The following is a 21,839-nucleotide window of genomic DNA, read 5'->3' as shown; positions in this document are numbered from 1 at the left end:
AGAGGAGCGAGATGACCACCGACACCACGACGAATCGACCGACGAGGAACGACCAGCCGGTCGTCAGCCTGCGATCGATCGCCGTCGCCTTCGGTGGTCTTCTCGCCCTCGAGGGGATCGACCTGGAGGTCGGGCACGGCGAGCGACTCGCCGTGCTCGGCCCCAACGGTGCGGGCAAGACGACCCTGTTCAACGTCATCGCCGGCGACATCGTCCCGACACGCGGCACGGTCGTGCTGCAGGGCCGTGACTGCACCATGTCGCCGTCGCGGATGCGGCCGGGGCTCGGCGTCGCCCGCACCTACCAGAAGACCCGGCTGTTCAACGACCTCACCGTCGAAGACAACCTGTACCTGTCGCAGACCGGCAAGCAGCGACGCCACCTGTCGTGGTGGCGTGGCCGGCGCGACGCCGAACTGCGCGACGGCGCTCGTGCGATCGCACGTCGCGTCTGGCTCGCACCGTTCGTCGACACCAAGGTCGCCGACCTGTCACACGGCCAGCGACGTCAGCTCGAGATCGGCATGGCCTTGGCCTCGGATCCCGAGATCATGCTGCTCGACGAACCGGCGTCCGGGCTGTCCCGCGGCGAACGCGAACGACTCGTCGAGCTCATCGAACAGCTCGAGCCGGAGCTGACGCTGCTCCTCATCGAACACGACATGGACGTCGCCCTGCGGGTCGCCGACCGCGTCGTCGTCATGGCGGACGGTGTGCTCGTCGCAGGCGGCACCCCCGACGAGATCCGGCACGACCCGCTCGTCCACGAGATCTACCTCGGTCGGGAGGGAGATTCATGACCGACCTCAGCGCTCGCTCCGACGCCGCCCTTGCAGGGACCGACACGCTGCTCAGCGTCGACGGGCTCTGCGCCGGCTACGGCGCCTCCCAGGTGCTCGACCACGTCTCGTTCTCGATGGGGGTCGAGTCGGTCTGCATCATCGGCCGCAACGGCATGGGCAAGACGACGTTGTGCAACGCACTCACGGGTCTGCTCCGCCCCACGGCCGGAACCGTCACCCTCGGCGACGATCGCCTCGACGGTGCCACTCCCGAGAAGATCGCCAAGCGCGGCATGTCGTACGTGCCGCAGGGCCGACGGTTGTTCCCGTCGCTCACCGTCGACGAACACCTGGCGATGCTCGCCAAGGGGACGCGCGGGAAGCGGTGGACGCCCGATGCCGTCTACGAACTGTTCCCGCGCCTTGCCCAACGTCGCCGCAACGGCGGTGCCGAACTGTCGGGCGGCGAGCAGCAGATGCTGGCGGTGGGACGGGCGCTGCTGCTGAACGGACGCATCGTCGTGATGGACGAGCCGTCCGAGGGGCTCGCCCCCACGATCGTCGACTCGCTGATCGACGCCGTTCACCGTCTCGTCGACGAGGGCGTCGCCGTACTCGTCGTCGAACAGAACCTTCGCGCCGCGACCGAGATCGCGGAACGGCAACTCGTCATGGTCTCCGGACGACTCGACGCCGAGACCACCGCCACCGAACTGCGCGCCGATCCGGAACTGCAACGCCGCTACCTCGGAGTCGACGCATGACCCCGATCGCAGCGCCCACGACTCCCAGGAGGAACCACTCGTGACCGACCAGCTCAACATCGCCCTCATCGGGTCGAAGTTCATGGGCCGTGCCCACTCGAACGCCTGGCTCAACGTCGGTCGGTTCTTCGATGTCGCACGGAACCCGGTCATGCACACCGTCGCCGGCCGCAACGAGGTCGAGCTCCGCGAGTTCGCCGAGCGGTGGGGGTGGGCCAACACGACCACCGACTGGCGAACCGCCGTCGCCGATGCCGACGTCGACCTGATCGACATCGCGACTCCGAACCACGTGCACGCCGAGCAGGCGATCGCCGCGCTCGAGGCCGGCAAGCACGTCGTCTGCGAGAAGCCGCTCGCCGGCACCCTGGCCGACGCCGAGGCGATGGTCGCCGCAGCCGCAGCATCATCGGCCAAGACGTTCGTCTGGTACAACTACCGCCGCGTCCCGGCCGTCGCTCTGGCGCACCGCATCGTGGCATCCGGTGGCCTGGGACGGATCTACCACGCCCGAGCGTGCTATCTCCAGAGTTGGGGCGGGCCGGACACACCACTCGTGTGGCGCTTCCAGGGCGACATCGCCGGATCGGGCGCCCACGGCGACCTGAACGCCCACATCATCGACGCCGTTCGCTTCGTCACGGGCGAGGAGATCGTCTCGGTCGACGGCGCGATCGAACACACCTTCATCACCGAACGCGCCCTGGCCGAGAGCACCGGCGGTGAGATCGCCGGAGCCGGTGCCGGGAGCGGGGCGGCGACCGGCACGAGCACGGTCGACGACGCCGTCATGTTCCTCGGTCGCCTGAGCGGCGGAGGACTGGCCTCGTTCGAGGCGTCGCGCCTCGCGACCGGCTATCACAACGCCAACCGGTTCGAGATCCACGGTGAGCGGGGCGCGCTGCGCTTCGACTTCGAGCGCATGAACGAGCTCGGGTTCTACGACAACGAGGACGGCGCCACGGCGGGCTGGCGCACGATCGACGTCACGCGTGGCGGCGACGGCCACCCGTACGCCGATGCCTGGTGGCCCGACAGTCACGGCCTCGGGTACGAGCACGGATTCGTCAACCAGGCCGCCGACATCGTGGCGATGCTCGCCGGGAAGGAGCCGCTCGTGCCGATGCCCGACTTCGCCGACGCCCTCAACACCCAGCGTGTGCTCGACGCAGCGATCGTCTCCGCCCGTGAACACCGCCCCGTCGACCTCAGCCGCTGACCCCGAGAAGGAGAACCACATGCCCGAACCACGACCCTTCGCCCCGGAGACCATGCCGGTCGGTGTGCTCACCGCCGCACTCCAGGAGCTGACCCCACGCGAGCGACGCGACCCCGATCCCGATCTGGCGATCGAGGAATGGCTGGAGTTCGCCGCCGAACTCGGCGCCGACTGCATCGAACTCTCCGCTGCGGTGCACCCATCGCTCGCCGACGTGCCCCCCGAGGCCATGCTCGACCCGGTCGCCAACACGCTCGACCTACGCGACCCGTTCGACGAGACCCGAGCCAAGCGGGTGCAGGCCGCCATCGACGAGACCGGCGTGACCATCGCCGACATCGCCTACTTCGACAATCTCCTCCACGAGGACGCGTCGATCCGGCAGAGCAAGGTCGACTTCATGCTCCGGGTGATGGATACGGCGGTGCTGCTCGGGGTGCCGGCCGTGTGCGGCTTCGTCGGGCGTGACCAGTCGAAGTCGATGGATCAGAACCTGATCGAGTTCGAGCAGACGTTCGTGCCGTTGCTGCAGGCGGCCAAGGACCGTGGGCTCCAGTACCGCGTCGAACAGTGCCCGATGCCGGGCTGGACGCCGTCCGACCACTTCCACAACAACATCGGCTACACGCCGGCGGCGTGGATCGCCCTCCACCGGATCTGCGAGCGCAACGGTGTCGGCGATCAGTTCCGGGTCCACTACGACCCGTCCCACTCGGTGCTGATGGGCCAGGACACCCGGTCGATGTTCCAGTACCTGAAGGACGAGGGGTACGACTTCCTCGTCGCCGGGCTGCACGTCAAGGGCCAGGTCGTCGACGCTCGCGGCGTCAGCGCCTGGGGGTACGGCGGCCAGACGATGGAGCGCGGCGACTGGGTCGACGGCCACGTCTCGGAGAACCCCGCCGACCAGGCGAACTCGTGGAAGATCCAGACCGTCCTGTGCGAGCACGAGTTGCCGGGCACCGCCCGGCACGACCCGCTCGCCTACCTCCAGAACCGCACCGTCGACTGGCTCGACCACCAGCTCGCCGTCCGCGAGTTGCTCGACCTCGACATCAGCACCACCCCGCTGATCGTCGAGCACGAGTACCCACTCGCACGTGTGCAGGAGAAGGAGCTCCTGAAGCCGATCCTCCAGGGATCGATGGCCTTCACGCGCCACATCGACGAGGCGGCGGCGGCGATGTACTCGCTGCAGCACGACGTGCTCGCCTCGCAAGGCATTCCCGTGCAGGGCGTCGGGCGCGAGGCATACCGGAGCTGAGACGGACCGGACGAGACGAGCGGAAGGATCGAGGACGAACGAATGTGTTTCATGTGTGTGGACGACGTCGAGTGGGAGCAACTCGACTGGGGGTCGACCGGTTGGGTCGTGCGTCCCCAGAACGTTGCCGACGCGTCGAAGATGTGCGTCCTCGACGTCAAGCTCGACATCGGGAAGGGACACGACTTCCACACCCACCCGAACCAGGAGGAGATCATCCTGGTCCGCAGCGGCACCGTCGAACAATGGATCGGCCGCGAGCGCAAGTTCCTGACCGCCGGCGACTCCGCGTTCATCCCGATGGGACAGGTACACGCGAGCTTCGTGCCCACCGACGCCCGCGAACCCGTCCGACTGTTCGTCGTTCTCGGGCCCAGCTTCGGCCCGAACGGCTACGAGGCGGTCGACTGCTCGACCGAAGAACCGTGGGCGTCACTACGCCCGACCTGATCCGACGGCCGTCGTGGGGGCGGCCGATCACCACCTGAGGAGGGGGAACGACATGCACATGTCGATGCACAACTGGATGCGATCCGAGCCGCTCGAGGTCACGCTCGCGCGACTCAAGCGATGTGGTTACGAGAGCATCGAGATCAAGGGCGAGCCCGATCAGTACGACACCAAGACCGTTCGGGGCCAGCTCGACCACTACGGCCTGCGGTGCTGGGGTGCCGTCACGCTCACGCTCGGCGAGCGCAACCTGTGCGCGAAGAATCCGGACCAGCGCGCCATGAGCGTCCAATACGTCAAGGACTGCGTCACGATGGTGCACGAGCTCGACGGCGAGGAGATCACCATCGTGCCGAGCACGGTCGGCAAGATCGTGCCCGACGGCACGCCGGAGGAGGAGTGGGCGTGGGCCGTCGAGAGCCTTCAAGAGATCCACGAGCACGCCAACCGGCTCGGCGTGCGGATGGCGATCGAGGGTCTCAACCGATTCGAGACCCACTTCGTCAATCGCGGCGCGCAGGCGCTCGCCCTCGCCGACGAGATCGGACCCGATGTCGGCATCTGCCTCGACGCGTTCCACATGAACATCGAGGAGGTCGACTTCCTCGGCGCGATCCGCGCGGCCGGCTCACGGCTCTACGACTTCCACGTCGCCGACAACAACCGGATGGCGGCGGGCATGGGCGCCTTCGACTGGCCCAGCATCATCGGCGCGCTGCAGGAGATCCGCTACGACGGCGCGCTCACGGTCGAGTTCGTCGCGCCGATCGATCGCACGCCGGCCAACCCGTTCCCCGAGGCGGTCGAGACCGAACCGGTCGACATCAGCCCGGAGGAGATGCAGTTCATCATCGACCATGGCAGCAGCCTGCTCTCGGAGTCGTTCTACGACATGCTCGTCGAGAAGTGTGCGACCACGATCCTGCCGCTCATCTCGTGACGCCATGAAGATCGTGCGGGTGAGCGCCCGCTGGCTCCACGCCCCGATTCCGACCGAACGTCAGCACGTGTCCGACTTCGGTCGGGTCGCGAGCTTCGACACGGCACTCGTCGAGATCGAGACCGACGACGGAACGGTCGGGTGGGGTGAGGCCAAGGCGGCAGTCGGGAGCGCCGGCTCGTGCGCTGCGCTCGTCGCAGCGATCGAGCACGAGCTCGGTCCGGCGATCATCGGGCGCGACGCCCGGCACATCACGGCCATCTGGGAATCGCTGTATCACGGTGTGCGCGACCACCATGCCGCCGACACCGGTCGCACGATGCCGGTGCTCGCCAGGCGCGGCACCCATATCAGCGCGATCAGCGGTATCGACATGGCGCTGTGGGACATCGCAGGTCGATCGCTCGGCGTGCCCGTCCTGACCCTGTGGGGTGGACCGCGTCGGGCCGACCTGCCCGCGTACGCGAGCGGAGGGTGGGCCGACGCCGACGGGATCGGGGCACAGCTCGCCGGCTACACGAAGCGCGGCTTCGGCGCCGTCAAGATGAGGGTCGGGGTGATGGACGGCGACGTGGCGACCAGCGTCGCCCGGGTCGCCGCTGCCCGCGACGGGCTCGGCGACGACGTCGATCTGATGGTCGATGCCCACGGCACGTTCACCGCCACTGATGCACTCGCCTTCGCCCGCGCCGTCGAGCCGTATCGCGTCCGGTGGTTCGAGGAGCCCGTGTCGCCCGACGACCGCGACGGTGCCGCCCGCGTCCGTGCCGCTGGGCTGGTCCCGATCGCCGCCGGCGAGAGCGAGTTCACGAGGTTCGACTTCGCCGAGCTGATCGACCGCGACACGGTCGACGTCCTCCAGCCCGACCTGGCGATCTGCGGTGGACCCACCGAAGGGCGCCGGATCGCGGCGCTCGTCGAGACCCACCAACTCGAACTGGCACCCCATTGTTGGGGATCGGCGTTGTCGTTCGTCGCCGGCGTGACGCTCGCCTTCTCGAGCCCGAGCGCCCGGGTGATCGAGTACTCGCTCGGCGCGAACCCCTTCCTTCACGAACTCGGCGACGGTGTGCCGGCGCCGGTCGACGGCGCGATGAGACCGCCGACCCGCCCCGGCTTCGGCGTCGACCCCGACCCGGACGCACTCGACGCGTTCACCGTTCTGATCGGAGCAACATGACCTCGATCCAACACGTCAACCTGATGGTCGACGACCTCGCCGCTGCCACGACCTTCTACCGCGACGTGCTCGGCCTGCCGCTGATCGCCACCCCCGATCTCGGTTTTCCCGCCCAGTTCTTCGGGTTCGCCGACGGCCAGGAACTCCACGTCAACGAGCTGCTCGATCGGCGCCCGGAACGGGCTCACTTCTGTCTCCGTGTCGACGACTTCGACGGTGTGGTCGCCCGGGCCGAGCGAGCCGGGGTCATCGACACGGCGACATGGGGCCCGGCGCGTCGGTTGCCGACCGGCGTGATGCAGCTGTTCGTGCGTGACCCCGCCGGCAACCTGATCGAGATCGCGTGCGACGCCGACCAGCCGATCGCCGCCGACTTCTTCGACCGTCCCTACGCAACTCCGAACACCTGAGCCGTCGTGATCGTCCTGCTCGAAACGCTGCACCCCGATGCCGAGGCTGCGCTGCGCGCCGTCGCCGACGTCGTCCTTGCCGACACCCCGACGACGTTCCCCGACGTCGACCGGGCCGCAGTCGTGGCCGTGCTGACGCGCGGTCTCGGGCGTGTCGACCGACAGCTGTTCGAGTCGTTGCCGTCCGTGCGGGTCGTCGCCCGGTGCGGTGCCGGCCTCGACAACATCGACCTGGCGGCCGCCGAGGAACGAGGCGTCGACGTCGTCCATGCCCCTGGCGTCACGACCACGGCGGTCGCCGAGCACGCGATCATGTTGATGCTCGCCCTCGCTCGGCGTGTGCATCAGCTGTCGGCGGCAACTGCGACCGATGAGTGGGCGATCCGTGACGGCTACGTCGGGACCGAGCTCGCCGGCCGACGTCTCGGCGTGCTCGGACTGGGCCGTATCGGGAAGCGTGTCGCACAGCTCGCCGCCGCATTCGAGATGGATGTGGTCGCGTGGTCGGGTCGCGGCGACGCCGCCGTTCCGACGCTCCCGCTCGACCAGGTGCTGGCGACGAGCGACGTCGTGCAGATCTGCACGGCACTCACGCCCGAGACCCGCGGTCTCCTCGACGCCGAACGCCTGGCCACGATGCGGCCGGGGTCGCTCCTGGTGAACACCGCACGCGGCCCCATCGTCGACCACACGGCGCTCGAGAATGCGCTCGACGCCGGCCGTCCTGCTGGATACGCCGCCGACGTCTGGGATCCGGAACCGCCCCGAGCCGAGCCGCTGCTGACACGCGCCGACGTGCTCGTCACGCCGCATGTCGCCGCGCTCACCGACACGACCTATCGACGCCTCTGCCTCGGGCCGGCGACCGCGGTCGCCGCCATCGTCCGAGGCGACACGCCCGATCCGAGTTTCCTCTACGGTTCGTCATGACATTCTCTTCGTCGACGACCCGACACCACACCGACCGACCCCGGCGTCGCCCGACGCCGCCCATCCCATCGAGGAGTAGCCATGACCGAGTTCTTCGACACTGTCGATTCGATTCCGTTCGGGGGGCCGGCGTCGGCTGACCCATTGGCGTTCCGGTGGTATCAGCCGGATCGGGTGGTGGGTGACCGAACGATGGCCGAGCACCTGCGGTTCGGTGTCTGCTACTGGCATTCGTTCGCGTGGGACGGCTTCGACATCTTCGGTGCCGGCACGCTCGACCGTCCGTGGCACCCGTCCGTGGCACCCGGTCTCGACCCGATGGAGGCGGCGCGCATGAAGATGGACGCCGCGTTCGAGTTCTTCGCCAAGCTCGGCACGCCGTACTTCTCGTTCCACGACATCGACATCGCTCCGGCGGGCGCGACGTTCGCGGAGACGTGTCGGTACTTCGACGAGATGGTCGACTACGCCGGTCAGAAGATGGCCGACACCGGCGTCGAACTGCTGTGGGGCACGACCAACGCGTTCTCGCATCCACGGTTCATGTCGGGAGCGTCGACGAATCCCGACCCCGACCTGTTCCGCTACGCAGCGGCACAGGTGGCGCACTGCATGCAGAAGACGCACGAGTTGGGCGGTGCGAACTATGTGCTGTGGGGTGGTCGTGAGGGCTACGAGACGCTGCTGAACACCGACATGTCGCGTGAGCTCGATCAGATGGGTCGGTTCATGAACATGGTCGTGCAGCACAAGTACGACATCGGATTCGAGGGCACGCTGCTGATCGAGCCGAAGCCGATGGAGCCCACGAAGCACCAGTACGACTACGACGTCGCGACGGTGTTCGCATTCCTGCAGAAGTACGGGCTCGAAGACGAGATCAAGGTCAACATCGAGGTCAACCACGCCACCCTGTCGGGACACGACTTCCACCACGAGGTCGCGACGGCCGTGGGCGCCGGCATCTTCGGATCGGTCGACGCGAACGCAGGCGACGACCGGCTCGGCTGGGATCTCGACCTGTTCCCGACCTCGGTCGAGGACATGTCGCTCGGCATGTTGGAGATCATGCGCGGCGGTGGCTTCACGACCGGCGGCATGATGTTCGACTGCAAGATCCGGCGTCAGTCGATCAGCCGCGACGATCTGTTCATCGCCCACATCGGCGCGATGGACACCCTCGCCAAGTCGTTGCTCGTCGCCCAGTCGATCATCGACGAGGGCGAACTCGATCGCCGCCGTGCCGAGCGGTACGCGGGCTGGGACACACCGGAGGCACGCGAGATCCTCGACGGCAAGATCAGCCTGCAGGAGATCCACGACGACTTGGTCGCCTCGGGCCACGAACCGCAGCCGGTGTCGGGCCGCCAGGAACTGCTCGAGCGGCTCGTCGCCCGCCACATCGACACCGCCAGCTGATCGTGCAGCGCCTCTCGACCGGGCGGTCGAACGGATGTACGGTGACGTCATGACGACACTGACCGATCGCCCCAACTCCGCACTCGTCGTGATCGACGTCCAGACCGGCGTCGTCGGCGGAGCCGTCCGCCGCGACGAGGTCGTGGCGGCGATCGGCGACCTCGTCGACCGGGCGCGCGACGCGTCGGTACCCGTCGTCTGGGTCCAGCACGACGACGACGAACTCGCCCGCGACTCCGACGAGTGGCAGATCGTGCCCGAACTCGCACCCGCTCCGGACGAGCCGATCGTGTACAAGCAGTACGGCGATTCGTTCGAAGCCACCGACTTCGAGGAACGGCTCGCCGATCTCGGCGTCGGCAGGCTCATCGTCACCGGCGCACAGACCGACATGTGCGTGCGTTCCACCCTGCACGGAGCGCTCGCCCGGGGGTACGACGCGCTCCTGGTCGGCGACGCCCACACCACCGAAGACCTGTCGGAGTGGGGTGCGCCGGCGCCCGAACAGGTCATCGCCCACACCAACCTCTACTGGAAGTTCCAGAGCGCGCCGGGGCGCGAGGCAGGCACGGTCGCAGCCGCCGATGTCGACTTCTCCGGCGGCAGCGGATGACCGCCATCGTCCTGGGGATCGACTCGTCGACCCAGTCGGTCAAGGTCGAGGCGCGTCGGCTCGACACCGGTGAGGTGGTCGCGTCCGGCACCGCCCGCCATCCGGTCACCACGCCACCGGTCTCCGAGCAAGACCCGCGTGCGTGGTGGGACGCGCTCGTCGCGGCCACCCGATCGCTCGGCGAGGTGCGACGCGATGTCGTCGCCGTGTCGGTCGCCGGGCAGCAACACGGCTGTGTGATCCTCGACGAACGAGGCGACCCGGTGCGCGCCGCAAAGCTGTGGAACGACACGACATCGGCACCCGACGCCGCCGCCCTGGTCGAACGGTTCGGCGCCGACACGTGGGCTCGTCGAACCGGCTCGGTGCCGGTCGCCTCGTTCACCATCTCCAAGCTGGCCTGGGTTGCCGCGCACGAGCCGGAGGCCCTGCAGCGTGCGACGCGGGTGATGCTGCCGCACGACTACCTCACCTGGCGGCTCACGGGCGAGCACGTGACCGACCGCGGCGACGCATCGGGCAGCGGCTGGTACGACCCGGTGTCCGACCGGACCGTCGACGAGTTCCTCGCCGCAGCGGTCGGCGACTGGCCCGGCGCGCTGCCGACCGTGCTGGGGCCGACCGAGGCGGCTGGTCGGATCACCGCGGAGGCGGCCGCCGAACTCGAGCTACCCGACGGCGTGATCGTCGGGCCCGGCACCGGTGACAACATGGGCGCCGCACTGGGTCTCGGGCTGCGGGCCGGCGACGTCGCGGTCTCGCTCGGCACGTCGGGCGTCGTGTTCGCCGTCTCCTCCAACCCCACCCACGACCCGTCCGGTGCCGTGGCGGGGTTCGCCTCGGCGACGGGAGCGTTCCTCCCGCTCGTCTGCACCCTCAACGCAACCAAGGTCACCGACACGGTCGCACGCTGGCTCGGCACCGACGCACCCGGGTTGGGCGCACTCGCCATGGACGCGGTCGACGACCCCGGCCCGACGATGCTCGTGCCGTACTTCGACGGCGAGCGCACCCCGAACCTGCCCGATGCCACGGGTACGTTCCACGGCCTCACCAACGCGACCACCCGAGAACAGCTCGCACTCGCCGCGCACGACGGCGTGTTGTGCAGCGTGCTGTACGGCGTGGAGGCGATCCGTTCGGTCGGTGCGACCATCGACGGACGCACCTTCCTCGTCGGCGGAGGATCACGGTCGGTCGCGTACCGTCAGCGTTGCGCCGACCTGCTCGGTCGTCCGGTGACCGTTCCGTCGACCGACGAAACGGTCGCCGCAGGCAGCGCCGTGCAGGCAGCCGCCGTCGTGAGCGGCGACGAGATCGATACGGTCACCGACCGGTGGCGTCTCGGTACCGGCACGGTCGTCGAACCGGCGTGTGACGCCACCGAGCGACGGCGGCACTATGCCGCGATCTCAGGCTGAGGCGGCGAAGGGCAACTCGACGGCACCGTCGTGGCCGATGCTGGCGACGATCCGTCGCTCGACGAGCACGTCGATGATGCGGTGACCGTCACTGTTGCAGCGGGCACGCACGCCGACCCCGTCGAGGGTGAGCCAGGAGCGGATCACCGACAGGTCGAGCGGCGGCAACACGCCGAGCTGGACGAGCGCCATGTCGAGCTCCCGATCGACGTCGAAGGCCGACGCGATCAAGCGGTCGAGGGCATCCGTCGTCGCAGGTCGCAGCATGCCTCTTCATCGGCGGGATGACAGCTCGGCTGAAGTCGGTCACGGAGCGTGGTCGGCGGCCGCCGCCGTTGCCCGAAAGCGGTTGCAGCGGGTGTACCGTTTCCCGATCCCTCCACCCCGGGAACACGACACCATGCCCAAGCAGCAAACCGACGAACGTGCGGCCCACGCCCCGACCACCTGGCCGGGCACGCCGTTCCCCCAAGGCGCCACCTACGACGGCCGCGGTACCAACTTCTCGCTGTACAGCGAGGACGCCGAAACGGTCGAACTCTGCCTGTTCGACCGCGACGGCAACGAGACACGCGTCGAGATGACCGAAGTGCACGCGTTCAACCACCACGTGTACCTGCCCGGCGTCGGCCCCGGCCAGAAGTACGGCTATCGCGTGCACGGGCCGTGGGCCCCGAACAAGGGCAGCCGCTTCAACCCGAACAAGCTCCTCCTTGACCCGTACGGCAAGGCCGTCGACGGTGAGATCGAGTGGGGTCCCGAGGTCTACGACTACGACTTCGACGACCGCTCGGTCATGAGCGAACTCGACTCGGCGGCGAACATGCCGCGGTCGGTCGTCATCAACCCGTACTTCGACTGGCGCGACGACAAGTCACCCAACACCCGCCTCCCCGACACCGTCATCTACGAGGCCCACGTCCGCGGCCTCACGATGAACCACCCCGACGTGGCGCCCGAGCTCCGTGGCACCTACGCCGGCCTGGCCACGGAACCCGTCATCGAGTACCTCAAGGAGCTCGGCGTCACGGCGGTCGAGCTGATGCCGACCCACGAGTTCATCCACGACGAGTTCCTCGTGCGTCAGGGGCTCCGCAACTACTGGGGCTACCAGTCGATCAACTACCTCGCCCCGCACCACGGCTACGCCGCGTGGGGTACCGAGGGCCAGCAGGTGCAGGAGTTCAAGCACATGGTGGCCACCCTGCACGACGCCGGGATCGAGGTCATCCTCGACGTCGTCTACAACCACACCGGTGAAGGCAACCACCTCGGTCCGTCGCTGGCGATGCGCGGCGTCGACAACGCGGTCTACTACCGGCTCGACCCGAACGACCCGGAAAAGTACGTCGACTACACCGGCACCGGCAACAGCCTCAACGTGCGCAGCCCGCACGTGCTCCGGCTCATCATGGACAGCCTGCGCTACTGGATCCTCGACATGCACGTCGACGGGTTCCGGTTCGACCTGGCGGCGGCGCTCGCCCGCGAACTGCACGACGTCGACCGGCTGTCGGCGTTCTTCGACATCATCCAGCAGGACCCGATCATCTCGCAGGTGAAGCTGATCGCCGAGCCGTGGGACATCGGCGAGGGCGGCTACCAGGTCGGCAACTTCCCGACCCTGTGGTCGGAGTGGAACGGCCGCTACCGCGACAACGTGCGCGGCTTCTGGCGCGGCGACGAGCAGTCGCTCGGCGAGTTCGCCAACCGCTTCACCGGCAGCAGCGACCTCTACGAATCCAACGGGCGCCGTCCGAACGCCAGCATCAACTTCATCACCGCCCACGACGGCTTCACCCTGCACGACCTCGTGTCGTACAACGAGAAGCACAACATCGCCAACGGTGAGGAGAACCGCGACGGCGAGAGCCACAACATCTCGTGGAACAGCGGCGCCGAAGGACCCACCGACGACCCCGAGATCTGCGCGCTGCGCGCTCGACGGGTCCGCAGCTTCCTCGCCACGCTCCTGCTGTCGCAAGGCGTGCCGATGCTCACGATGGGCGACGAGATCGGACGCACCCAGGGCGGCAACAACAACGCCTACGCACAGGACAACGAGGTGTCGTGGGTCGACTGGGAGTCGGCCGACGACGACCTGCTCGCCTTCACGCAACGGATGATCGCACTGCGGCGCGACCACCCGGTGTTCCGTCGTCGCCGCTGGTTCCAGGGTGCGTCGATCCGTGGTGGCAGCACCGAGGCCGACATCGGCTGGTTCACGCCCGCGGGCGACGTGATGACCGACGACGACTGGAACGCCGGCTTCGCCCGCTCGTTGGCGGTGTGGCTGAACGGCAACGCGATCCCGTCGAAGGACCAGCAGGGTGAGGCGATCACCGACGACGACTTCCTCGTGTTGTTCAACGCCGGCGAGGAGCCGATCACGTTCACGATCCCGACGCCGGTCGCCGGCGGCTGGGTCGTCGAGTTCGACACGGCGACCCACGGCGATCGCAAGCGTGCCCCCGAAGCGGCCCCGGTCGACATCTTCCAACTCGAGGTCGCCGACCGAGCCGTCGTCGTCCTCCGCCGCCCCCGAACATCCTGATCCCGTCGGTTGATGTCAGACATCAACCGACCATTCGAGATGCGACGCTCCGCAGTCCTGTCGGTTGATGTCTGACATCAACCGACATCGACCGACCGGCGCGGGTCAGTCGGGGAGTTTCTCGGCTTTGCCGACCACGACCAGGCCTTCGTCGGTCACGACGCAGCCCTTGCGGTCGGCGAACCGCTCGCGGTCGAGCGCCGGGTCGAGGCCGATCTGGTAGCCGGCCGGCACCCTGACACCCTTGTCGAGGATCACGTTCCGGAGCTGAGCGCCGGCGCCGACCTCGACCCCGTCGAGCAGGATCGCCTTCTCGATCTCGCACCGGTCGTGCACACGGACGCCGGGCGACAGCACCGCCTCCTGCACCGACGAGCCCGACACGATCGATCCGCTGCACATCATCGTGTTCGCGAGTGTCGAGGGCTGTCGACTCGCCTCGGTCACCTTCATCGGCGGGAACAGCCGCCCGCTCGTGTGGATGGGCCACTGGTAGTTGTAGAGGCTGAAGCTCGGGTCGGGGGCGACCAGATCCATGTGGGCGTCGAAGTACGCCTGCAACGTGCCGACGTCGCGCCAGTAGCCGCGGTTCTCCTCCATCGCCCCGGGGACCTCGTTCGTCGAGAAGTCGTACACGTGGGCGTCACCGGCTGCGACCACGGCCGGCACGATGTCGCCGCCCATGTCGTGCCGACTCGACTCGCTGGTGGCGTCGCTGCTCACGAGTTCGCGCAGCAGGTCGGCGTCGAACAGATAGTTGCCCATCGACGCCAGCGTCTGATCGGGAGCGTCGGGCAGACCGGGCGGATCGGACGGCTTCTCCAGGAACTGCTTGATCTTGGTGCCCTCGCCGACGTCGATCACCCCGAACTGGTCGGCCTCGCTGCGCGGCACTCGGAGCGCGGCGACCGTCAGACCGGCGCCGGTGTCGAGATGCTGCTCGAGCATCTGACGCGGGTCCATTCGGTAGATGTGGTCGGCGCCGAACACGAGCACGTGCGTCGGCCGCTCGTCGTCGAGCAGGTTGAGGTTCTGGAAGATCGCATCGGCCGAACCGGAGTACCAGTGGGGTCCACGACGCATCTGCGCCGGGATGCCGACCACGTAGTTGCCGAGCAGGTGGGCGAGCGTCCACGTGCGGGACAGGTGCACGTCGAGGCTGTGGCTCTTGTACTGGGTGAGGACGACGATCCGTCGGAACCCGCCGTTGACGAGGTTCGAGAGGACGAAGTCGATCAGTCGGTAGTGCCCGCCGAACGGCACGGCGGGTTTCGCCCGGTCCCGAGTGAGTGGGGCGAGGCGCTTGCCTTCACCCCCGGCCAACACCATCGAGAGCACATTGGGAACCACACCCCCACGGTACCCAACGCACACAAGGGGTCGGATACGTTTCGTCGGAACCGACGAAACGTATCCGACCCCTCGCGGTCAGGAGTTGACGGTCAGGTGTCGCGTACTTCGATGGGGGTTTCGCCGACCTCGTCGGCGGGGGCGGGGGAGCCGACGCCGTGGGCGGCGATGCCGCGCACCGGCTCGGTGAACGGCTTGTTCAGGTGCGCCTCCTGCTTGGCGGCCATCCGCTCACCCTCTTCGATCGCGTCGAGCACGTGGATCGCCAGGTCGGCGACCTTGACCTCGTCGTCGTCCTTGCCCGCCGCCTTCACACCGTCGTCGAGCATGATGTAGCAGAACGGGCAGGCGGTGGCGACACGGGTCGCTCCGGTGCTGATCGCCTCGAGCGCACGCTCGTCGTTGACCTTCGTGCCGATCGACTCCTCCATCCACATGCGGGCGCCGCCGGCGCCACAGCACATGCCCTTGGTGCCGTTGCGACCCATCTCGACGACCTCGATGCCCTTGATCGAGCCGACGACCTTGCGAGGCGACATGTAGATGTCGTTGTGGCGTCCGAGGTAGCACGAGTCGTGGTACGTGATGCGCTCCTCGAGGGTGGCGCTCGACACGTCGAGCTTGCCCTCGTCGATCAACTGCTCGAGCAGCGAGGTGTGGTGGACGACCTCGTAGTTGCCGCCGAGCTGCGGGTACTCGTTGAGGAGCGTGTTGAAGCAGTGCGGGCACTGGGTGATGATCTTCTTCACGCCCATGCCGTTGAGCATCTCGATGTTCGGCATGGCGAGCATCTGGAACAGGTACTCGTTGCCGGAGCGACGGGCCGAGTCGCCGGTGCACATCTCGGACGGGCCGAGGATGGCGACCTCGATGCCCGCACGGGTGAGCAGCTTGGCCATCGACTGGGTGACCTTCTTGTTCTTGTCGTCGAAGCTGCCGGCGCAGCCGACCCAGTACAGGTACTCGGCCTCGAACGGCTCGCCCGGGTCGACAACCTTCACGTGACCGAGGTCGTCGGCCCAGTCGGCACGCTCGCCCTGGTTCATGCCCCACGGGTTCATCTGGTTCTCCATCGAGCGGTAGGCGTTGCCCAGCTCGGTGGGGAAGTTCGACTCCATCAGCGACAGGTAGCGCCGCATGTCGAGGATCTTGTCGAGGATCTCGATGTTGACCGGGCAGACCTCGTCGCACGCCTTGCACGTGGTGCAGCTCCACACCTCTTCGGGCGTGATGCGGTCGAACAGGCTGTTCGAGCTGATCGTGATCTCGCTGTCGGTGTTGAGCGGCGGGGTGACGTTGGCGTCGGCCGACGCCGCCATGACCTCACCGGTCTTGAGGACGATCTCGCGCGGGTCGAGCGGCTTGCCGGTGGCGTGCGCCGGGCAGACGCTGGTGCAGCGTCCGCACATGGTGCAGGCGTCGGTGTCGAGCAGCTGCTTCCACGTGAAGTCCTCGACGACCGAGGCACCGAACGACTCCAGTTCGGTCTCCATCAGGTTCGGCATCGGCTTCATGGCGCCCTTCGGGCGGTCCTTGTCGCGCAGGTACATGTTGAGCGGCGACGTGAACATGTGGCGCAGCATGGTGAGCGGCAGGATCGCCAGGAAGACGATGAACGCGACGACGTGGAGGATCCACCACGCCTGGTGCCACGTCTCGAGCGAGCCGACGCTCATGCCGTCGACGGTCTGGCTGAGCGGGTAGCCGATGAAGCTCCACTGCTCGAACTCCATGTCCTCGCCCTGGGCGGTGCCGAGGGCGATGCGGAACATCTCGGCGCCGAACCCGCTGACACCGATCACGAACAGGCTGCCCAGACCGAGGACGTGGTCCATCTTCGACTTGATCCGGATTCGGTACGGCTTCTGGATGTAGCGGCGCAGGATCGCCCAGGTCACGCCGACCGTGAAGACGAGGCCGGCGGCGTCGCCCACGAAGGCGTAGGCCTGATAGGTGCGACCGTGCAGGAACTTGAGATCCTCGGGGAGCTGGTGGTCGATCTCGAGCGTGGTGGTGACGCCGAGCAGCACCAGGAAGCCGAAGTAGATCATCGAGTGCATGAGCCCGGCAGCCGAGTCGCGCAGGAGCGTCTGCATGTACACACCGGCGCGGTAGTCCTCGGCGCGCTTCTTGGCGTTCTTCTTGGTGGTGCGGCGCTGGGCGGGCGCACCGCGCTCCCAGTTCTTGATCCGCTTGGCGAACTCGAACGAACCCCACACCAGCACCAGCGGGATCACGGTGTAGAACGCCACCTTGATCGGGCCGGGGATGTTGCCGAACACCTCGCGGTGCCATTCGTTGTCGTTGTGCCAGCCGGTGATCATCGGCACGATGCCGGAGATCACCGTGAACAGGGCGATGCCGCAGCCCAGCGCAATGGCGAGCTGGTACGGCCGGATGCGCTTGTCGGCCTGCTGGTCGTTGGAAGCGTCGTGCGTGCTCATGGCGACCAACAAGCTACTCGCCAGTACCGCCAGGACTCACATGCAGCCGGACATCGTCGAGGGCGTCGAGCGCCCTCGGACGGGCTGGACGGGTCGGCGGTGAGATCAGCCGAACGACTGGCGGTCGAGGTCGCGGACCCGACCGGCGAGCACGCCGAGCATCTTGAGGGCGATCGACGGGTGCTGTTCGAGCACCGCACGGAAGTGGCGCTGGTCGAGCACGAACAGGGAGCAATCGGAATCGCAGAACGCCGACGCCGTGCGAGGCCCGTGATCGAGCAGCGACATCTCGCCGACGATGTCGCCCGGCCCGGCCGTGGCGACCTTGCGGCCGTTGCGCTTGATCGTGACGTCGCCCGCCATGATCACGAACGCCTCACGACCCGTCTGACCCTGATCGACGAGCAGGGTGCCGGCAGGCACCTCGATCTCGTCGCCGGCTCGGGCGATCTGGTCGAGTTCCTTCTTGCTGCATCCCGCCAGCAGCGGCAGGTTGCTCAGGTGCTCGATCTTCTCCGACTTGGACGCCATGGTGCGCACAGTAGCGCCCACGGAACGTGGTCTGTAGGGCCGTGCGTCCTTCGTCTGCGGCGACTGCGAGTCGGGTGTCAGAACTGGATGATGCTCGGCTCGTAGTCGTCGGGCGCCTCGAACCCCATCAGGTTCAGCAGGGTCGCCGCGACGTTCGCGAGACCCGGGTGCGCCGGGGGAGCGACGTGGTACTCGCCGTCGTAGTTCGGGTCGTGGATCGCGAACGGGACCGGGCTGAGGGTGTGCGACGTCTTCGGCGACCGCACACCGTCCTTCTCGGTGTACATGACGTCGGCGTTGCCGTGATCGGCGGTGTACACGAGCACCCCGTCGAGTTCGTCGATCACCGCCACGAGCTTGGCCATGCATTCGTCGATGACGGCCATGGCCTCGACGGTGGCGTCGAGGTTGCCGGTGTGGCCGACCATGTCGCCCGACGGGAAGTTGAGTCGCCCGAAGTCGTACTCGCCCGACCGCAACAGGTCGATGACCTCGTCGGTGATCTCCCGCACCTTCATCGCCGGTGTGGTGTCGAACTCGACGTTGTCGGACGGGATCTCGACGTAGGTCTCGAGCGTCTCGTCGATGTAGCCGGAGCGGTTGCCGTTCCAGAAGTAGGTGACGTGCCCGTACTTCTGCGTCTCCGACACGGCGAACGACCGAACGCCTTCGGCACAGAGGTAGTGGCTCATCGTCCGGTCGATCGACGGGGGAGCGACGAGGTACTGCTTCGGCACGAGGGCGTCGCCGTCGTACTGCAACATGCCGGCGAAGTACACCGACGGTGCGTTCTCACCGTTCGGGCCCTGTCGGGAGAACACGTCGAAGTCGTCCTCCTCGAACGCTCGCGAGATCTCGATCGCCCGGTCGCCGCGGAAGTTGTAGACGATGACCGCGTCACCGTCGGCGACGGTGCCGACCGGGCCGTTTGCATCGGCGACGACGAACTCGCGCAGGTACTGGTCGCTCGGCTCCTTGCCGCCGGCGCGAGCCTCGTCGTACATCGTCTCGACGGCTTGCTTCGCCGACGAGAAGCGACGTCCCTCGCCCCACACGTGGGCGCGATAGCCGCGCTCGACCATGGGCCAGTCGGCCTCGTAGCGGTCCATCGTGATGTACATCCGTCCGCCGCCCGAGGCGATGCGGAAGTTGCGGCCGCCGGCCGCGTTGATCTCGGCCAGCACCTGCTCGGTGCGCTCGATGTACTCGAGCGCCGACTGCGAGGGCACGTCGCGGCCGTCGTGCAGGATGTGGACGGCAGCACTGGTGACGCCCTCGTCGGCGGCGTGGCGCAGCATGGCGTAGAGGTGTTCGTTGTGGGAGTGCACGTTGCCGTCGGAGTGCAGCCCGACGAAGTGCATCGTGGCACTGCGGCCGTGTTCGACGGCGCCCTTCCACACCTTCGATTCGAAGATCGCGCCCGACTCGATCGCCTTGTTGACGAGCTTGGCGCCCTGGGCGAACACCCGACCTGCGCCGAGGGCGTTGTGGCCGACCTCGCTGTTGCCCATGTCGTCGTCGGTCGGCAGGCCGACGGCCGGACCGTGCGCGGCGAGTTGGGTGGCGAGCTCGCTCTCGGTGAGTTCGTCGAGGTGCGGCGTGTCGGCCACGGTGACGGCGTTGCTCGGCCCTTCCGGTGCCACACCGACGCCGTCGGCGATGACGAGGAGGACGGGGCCAGGACGCCCGGAGAACGAGGGGTGACGATCGAGATGGAGGGACATCACCATCGATGGTACCCATCGCCTGTGGGGACAATCACCGGGCCGTTCGTCCGTGACCGTCGGTTGGGGTCAGACCTCATCCGACGGGTGCTGGCCGGCGGAAGCGGTCAGGGTGTCGGACGAGGTCTGACCCCAACCGACATCAGCCGGACGTCGTTCGGCGGGCGTACGATCACGCCGTGCAGTACGACTTCGATCGCTTTCTCCGGTACGACGAGCTGGTCGCGTGGCTCCAAGGGGTGGCCGAGACACACCCGGGGTTGGTCTCGCTGGAGACCTACGGTCGCTCGCACGAGGGCCGCGATCTGTGGCTGGTCACTGTCACCGACCAGCGCACGGGCGCGCACGACACCAAGCCGGCGCACTGGGTCGACGCGAACATCCACTCGGTCGAACTGACGGCGAGCGTTGCTGCGTGCCACCTGATCCATCGACTGGTGTCGGGGCACGGCAACGACGACACGATCACCCGGGCGCTGGAGACCCGGACCTTCTACGTGGTGCCGCGCGTCAACCCCGACGGCGCCGAGTGGGCAATGGCCGACGTGCCGACCTTCCGTCGGTCGAGCGTGCGTCCCTGGCCGTGGCGTGACGGTCACCAGCCCATTGGGCATCGCGGCGGTGACGTCGACGGCAACGGTCGCGTCCTCCAGATGCGTGTGGTCGACCCGCACGGGGCATGGATGCCGCATCACGACGACGCCCGCCTGATGGTGCCGGTTCCCGCGGAGGGCGCGCCGACCGGTACGGCCACGTACCGACTCATGGACGAGGGCACGGTCGCCGACCACGACGGCTTCACGGTGCCGACTCCTCGGCCGACCGAGGGCCTCGACATGAACCGCAACTATCCGGCGGGCTGGGGCACCAAGATCCCCGGCAGCGGCGACCATCCGCTCAGTGAGCCGGAGATCGACGCGCTCGTGCGGGCGATGATCGCCCGACCCAACATCTGCGGGTTCAACGCCTACCACACGAGTGGTGGCGTGCTGCTCCGACCGTCGTCGACTCGCGCCGACTCGTCGCTCGACCAGTTCGACGTCTGGGTCTGGAAGCAGCTGGGCGAACGGGGCGAGGTGCTCACCTCGTACCCGGTGCACTCCGTCTACGAGGACTTCACGTGGGACAAGTCGGAGACGATGAGCGGCGCCTCCGACGACTGGGCGTACGAGCACCTCGGGGTGTTCGGATGGACCACCGAGTACTGGGACATCGTGCACGCCGCGACGGGGACGAAACAGTCGACCCACTTCTGGTACACCGGCCCGACCGACGCCGAAGCGCTCGCCGTGCTCCGCTGGTGCGACGAGCATCATCCCGACGGCTACGTCGACTGGTACGAGTTCGAGCACCCGCAGCTCGGCTCGGTCGAGATCGGCGGCTGGAACGACCTCACGACCTGGACGAACCCGCCGGCGCACCTGCTTCGTGACGAGGTCACCGCGCACGCCGACTTCGCCGTGCACCAGGCGTTGTGCTCGCCCCGGATCGAGATCGTGCATCGGCGGGTGACCGCGCTCGGCGACGACGCGTGGCGCGTCGACGTGGGTGTCGCCAACACCGGCTGGCTCCCGACGCAGGTGAGTGCGCTCGCCGCCAAGGAGAACCTGGTGCTGCCGCTCGCCGTCGAGGTGAGCGGGGGAGCGGTGGTCGACGGCCCGGCTCGTCGTGAGTTCGGCCAACTCGACGGCCGGTCGGCGTTGCGCTTCCGGAATGGTCACGACGGCACGCCCGACCGGGTGCTCGCCACGTTCGTCGTCAGCGCCCCCGCCGGCACCCAACTCACAGCGACCGCCGCCCATCCGAGGGCCGGCCGCGCCGCGGTGACCGTCACCCTCGAGTGA

General features: G+C 67.9%; 19 protein-coding genes. 14 read left to right on the top strand and 5 right to left on the bottom strand.

Annotated elements, in window-relative coordinates; genetic code table 11:
- The first annotated feature begins 11 nt into the window (after positions 1-11).
- From BDK89_RS18560 to xylB, 12 genes are all read left to right on the top strand, one after another.
- Positions 12-800 carry an ABC transporter ATP-binding protein gene (locus BDK89_RS18560; protein WP_133870369.1) on the top strand — a complete coding sequence of 263 codons (789 nt, stop codon included), beginning with the start codon at positions 12-14 and terminating at the stop codon, positions 798-800.
- On the top strand, positions 797-1,546 hold the full coding sequence (locus BDK89_RS18555) for an ABC transporter ATP-binding protein (RefSeq protein ID WP_133870368.1): 750 nt from the start codon (positions 797-799) through the stop codon (positions 1,544-1,546). Before BDK89_RS18560 ends, BDK89_RS18555 begins: the two co-directional genes overlap by 4 nt.
- A gap of 40 nt (positions 1,547-1,586) precedes the next feature.
- Positions 1,587-2,765 carry a Gfo/Idh/MocA family protein gene (locus tag BDK89_RS18550; protein WP_133870367.1) on the top strand — a complete coding sequence of 393 codons (1,179 nt, stop codon included), beginning with the start codon at positions 1,587-1,589 and terminating at the stop codon, positions 2,763-2,765.
- Between the two features lie 19 nt (positions 2,766-2,784).
- Positions 2,785-4,029, top strand: a complete 1,245-nt coding sequence (locus BDK89_RS18545) for a sugar phosphate isomerase/epimerase family protein (RefSeq protein ID WP_133870366.1) — start codon at positions 2,785-2,787, stop codon at positions 4,027-4,029.
- 51 nt (positions 4,030-4,080) lie between these two features.
- Positions 4,081-4,479: a cupin domain-containing protein gene (locus BDK89_RS18540; RefSeq protein WP_166657685.1), complete on the top strand. Its 399-nt coding sequence runs from the start codon at positions 4,081-4,083 to the stop codon at positions 4,477-4,479.
- Between the two features lie 52 nt (positions 4,480-4,531).
- Positions 4,532-5,419, top strand: coding sequence for a sugar phosphate isomerase/epimerase family protein (locus BDK89_RS18535; protein ID WP_133870364.1), 888 nt, complete (start codon positions 4,532-4,534; stop codon positions 5,417-5,419).
- A gap of 4 nt (positions 5,420-5,423) precedes the next feature.
- The gene (locus tag BDK89_RS18530) at positions 5,424-6,599 is read left to right on the top strand and encodes a mandelate racemase/muconate lactonizing enzyme family protein (protein ID WP_133870363.1); all 1,176 of its coding nucleotides are present in this window, start codon (positions 5,424-5,426) and stop codon (positions 6,597-6,599) included.
- On the top strand, positions 6,596-7,009 hold the full coding sequence (locus BDK89_RS18525) for a VOC family protein (RefSeq protein WP_133870362.1): 414 nt from the start codon (positions 6,596-6,598) through the stop codon (positions 7,007-7,009). Before BDK89_RS18530 ends, BDK89_RS18525 begins: the two co-directional genes overlap by 4 nt.
- Before the next feature lie 6 nt (positions 7,010-7,015).
- Complete coding sequence (locus tag BDK89_RS18520; RefSeq protein WP_133870361.1) at positions 7,016-7,939, top strand: 2-hydroxyacid dehydrogenase; 924 nt, start codon at positions 7,016-7,018, stop codon at positions 7,937-7,939.
- 81 nt (positions 7,940-8,020) lie between these two features.
- Complete coding sequence (xylA, locus tag BDK89_RS18515) at positions 8,021-9,358, top strand: xylose isomerase (protein ID WP_133870360.1); 1,338 nt, start codon at positions 8,021-8,023, stop codon at positions 9,356-9,358.
- Between the two features lie 49 nt (positions 9,359-9,407).
- Entirely contained in the window at positions 9,408-9,971 is a 564-nt protein-coding gene (locus BDK89_RS18510; RefSeq protein ID WP_133870359.1) for a cysteine hydrolase family protein, read from the top strand.
- The gene (gene xylB, locus BDK89_RS18505) at positions 9,968-11,392 is read left to right on the top strand and encodes a xylulokinase (RefSeq protein WP_133870358.1); all 1,425 of its coding nucleotides are present in this window, start codon (positions 9,968-9,970) and stop codon (positions 11,390-11,392) included. Before BDK89_RS18510 ends, xylB begins: the two co-directional genes overlap by 4 nt.
- Here xylB and BDK89_RS18500 read toward each other — a convergent pair.
- Positions 11,384-11,659, bottom strand: coding sequence for an HAD family hydrolase (locus BDK89_RS18500; RefSeq protein ID WP_133870357.1), 276 nt, complete (start codon positions 11,657-11,659; stop codon positions 11,384-11,386). The two genes, xylB and BDK89_RS18500, sit on opposite strands and share 9 nt — an antisense overlap.
- Before the next feature lie 133 nt (positions 11,660-11,792).
- On the opposite strand from BDK89_RS18500, the gene glgX reads away from it, so the two are divergent.
- Positions 11,793-13,946 carry a glycogen debranching protein GlgX gene (gene glgX / locus BDK89_RS18495; RefSeq protein WP_133870356.1) on the top strand — a complete coding sequence of 718 codons (2,154 nt, stop codon included), beginning with the start codon at positions 11,793-11,795 and terminating at the stop codon, positions 13,944-13,946.
- A gap of 105 nt (positions 13,947-14,051) precedes the next feature.
- Here glgX and glgC read toward each other — a convergent pair whose 3' ends face one another.
- The 4 genes from glgC to gpmI all read right to left on the bottom strand — a co-directional run bounded on the left by glgC (position 14,052) and on the right by gpmI (position 19,995).
- On the bottom strand, positions 14,052-15,296 hold the full coding sequence (gene glgC / locus BDK89_RS18490) for a glucose-1-phosphate adenylyltransferase (RefSeq protein WP_166657683.1): 1,245 nt from the start codon (positions 15,294-15,296) through the stop codon (positions 14,052-14,054).
- Positions 15,297-15,388: 92 nt separating this feature from the next.
- The gene (locus BDK89_RS18485) at positions 15,389-17,740 is read right to left on the bottom strand and encodes a heterodisulfide reductase-related iron-sulfur binding cluster (RefSeq protein ID WP_133870355.1); all 2,352 of its coding nucleotides are present in this window, start codon (positions 17,738-17,740) and stop codon (positions 15,389-15,391) included.
- Positions 17,741-17,845: 105 nt separating this feature from the next.
- On the bottom strand, positions 17,846-18,271 hold the full coding sequence (locus BDK89_RS18480; protein ID WP_133870354.1) for a cyclic nucleotide-binding domain-containing protein: 426 nt from the start codon (positions 18,269-18,271) through the stop codon (positions 17,846-17,848).
- 77 nt (positions 18,272-18,348) lie between these two features.
- Positions 18,349-19,995: a 2,3-bisphosphoglycerate-independent phosphoglycerate mutase gene (gene gpmI, locus BDK89_RS18475; protein WP_133870353.1), complete on the bottom strand. Its 1,647-nt coding sequence runs from the start codon at positions 19,993-19,995 to the stop codon at positions 18,349-18,351.
- 179 nt (positions 19,996-20,174) lie between these two features.
- On the opposite strand from gpmI, the gene BDK89_RS18470 reads away from it, so the two are divergent.
- The gene (locus BDK89_RS18470; RefSeq protein WP_133870352.1) at positions 20,175-21,839 is read left to right on the top strand and encodes a M14 family metallopeptidase; all 1,665 of its coding nucleotides are present in this window, start codon (positions 20,175-20,177) and stop codon (positions 21,837-21,839) included.

The organism is Ilumatobacter fluminis, from assembly GCF_004364865.1.
Classification (GTDB): domain Bacteria; phylum Actinomycetota; class Acidimicrobiia; order Acidimicrobiales; family Ilumatobacteraceae; genus Ilumatobacter; species Ilumatobacter fluminis.
Note: the sequence above shows the minus strand (reverse complement) of the source record. Positions and strands in the feature narration are given on the sequence as shown.

Coding starts and splice junctions, on each gene's coding strand:
- BDK89_RS18535 (WP_133870364.1), top strand. CDS start 4,532: ATGCACATGTCGATGCACAACTGGATGCGATCCGAGCCGCTCGAGGTC.
- glgX (WP_133870356.1), top strand. CDS start 11,793: ATGCCCAAGCAGCAAACCGACGAACGTGCGGCCCACGCCCCGACCACC.
- BDK89_RS18545 (WP_133870366.1), top strand. CDS start 2,785: ATGCCCGAACCACGACCCTTCGCCCCGGAGACCATGCCGGTCGGTGTG.
- BDK89_RS18500 (WP_133870357.1), bottom strand. CDS start 11,659: ATGCTGCGACCTGCGACGACGGATGCCCTCGACCGCTTGATCGCGTCG.
- xylA (WP_133870360.1), top strand. CDS start 8,021: ATGACCGAGTTCTTCGACACTGTCGATTCGATTCCGTTCGGGGGGCCG.
- gpmI (WP_133870353.1), bottom strand. CDS start 19,995: ATGTCCCTCCATCTCGATCGTCACCCCTCGTTCTCCGGGCGTCCTGGC.
- BDK89_RS18560 (WP_133870369.1), top strand. CDS start 12: ATGACCACCGACACCACGACGAATCGACCGACGAGGAACGACCAGCCG.
- BDK89_RS18480 (WP_133870354.1), bottom strand. CDS start 18,271: ATGGCGTCCAAGTCGGAGAAGATCGAGCACCTGAGCAACCTGCCGCTG.
- xylB (WP_133870358.1), top strand. CDS start 9,968: ATGACCGCCATCGTCCTGGGGATCGACTCGTCGACCCAGTCGGTCAAG.
- BDK89_RS18530 (WP_133870363.1), top strand. CDS start 5,424: ATGAAGATCGTGCGGGTGAGCGCCCGCTGGCTCCACGCCCCGATTCCG.
- BDK89_RS18540 (WP_166657685.1), top strand. CDS start 4,081: ATGTGTGTGGACGACGTCGAGTGGGAGCAACTCGACTGGGGGTCGACC.
- BDK89_RS18485 (WP_133870355.1), bottom strand. CDS start 17,740: ATGAGCACGCACGACGCTTCCAACGACCAGCAGGCCGACAAGCGCATC.
- BDK89_RS18525 (WP_133870362.1), top strand. CDS start 6,596: ATGACCTCGATCCAACACGTCAACCTGATGGTCGACGACCTCGCCGCT.
- BDK89_RS18555 (WP_133870368.1), top strand. CDS start 797: ATGACCGACCTCAGCGCTCGCTCCGACGCCGCCCTTGCAGGGACCGAC.
- BDK89_RS18510 (WP_133870359.1), top strand. CDS start 9,408: ATGACGACACTGACCGATCGCCCCAACTCCGCACTCGTCGTGATCGAC.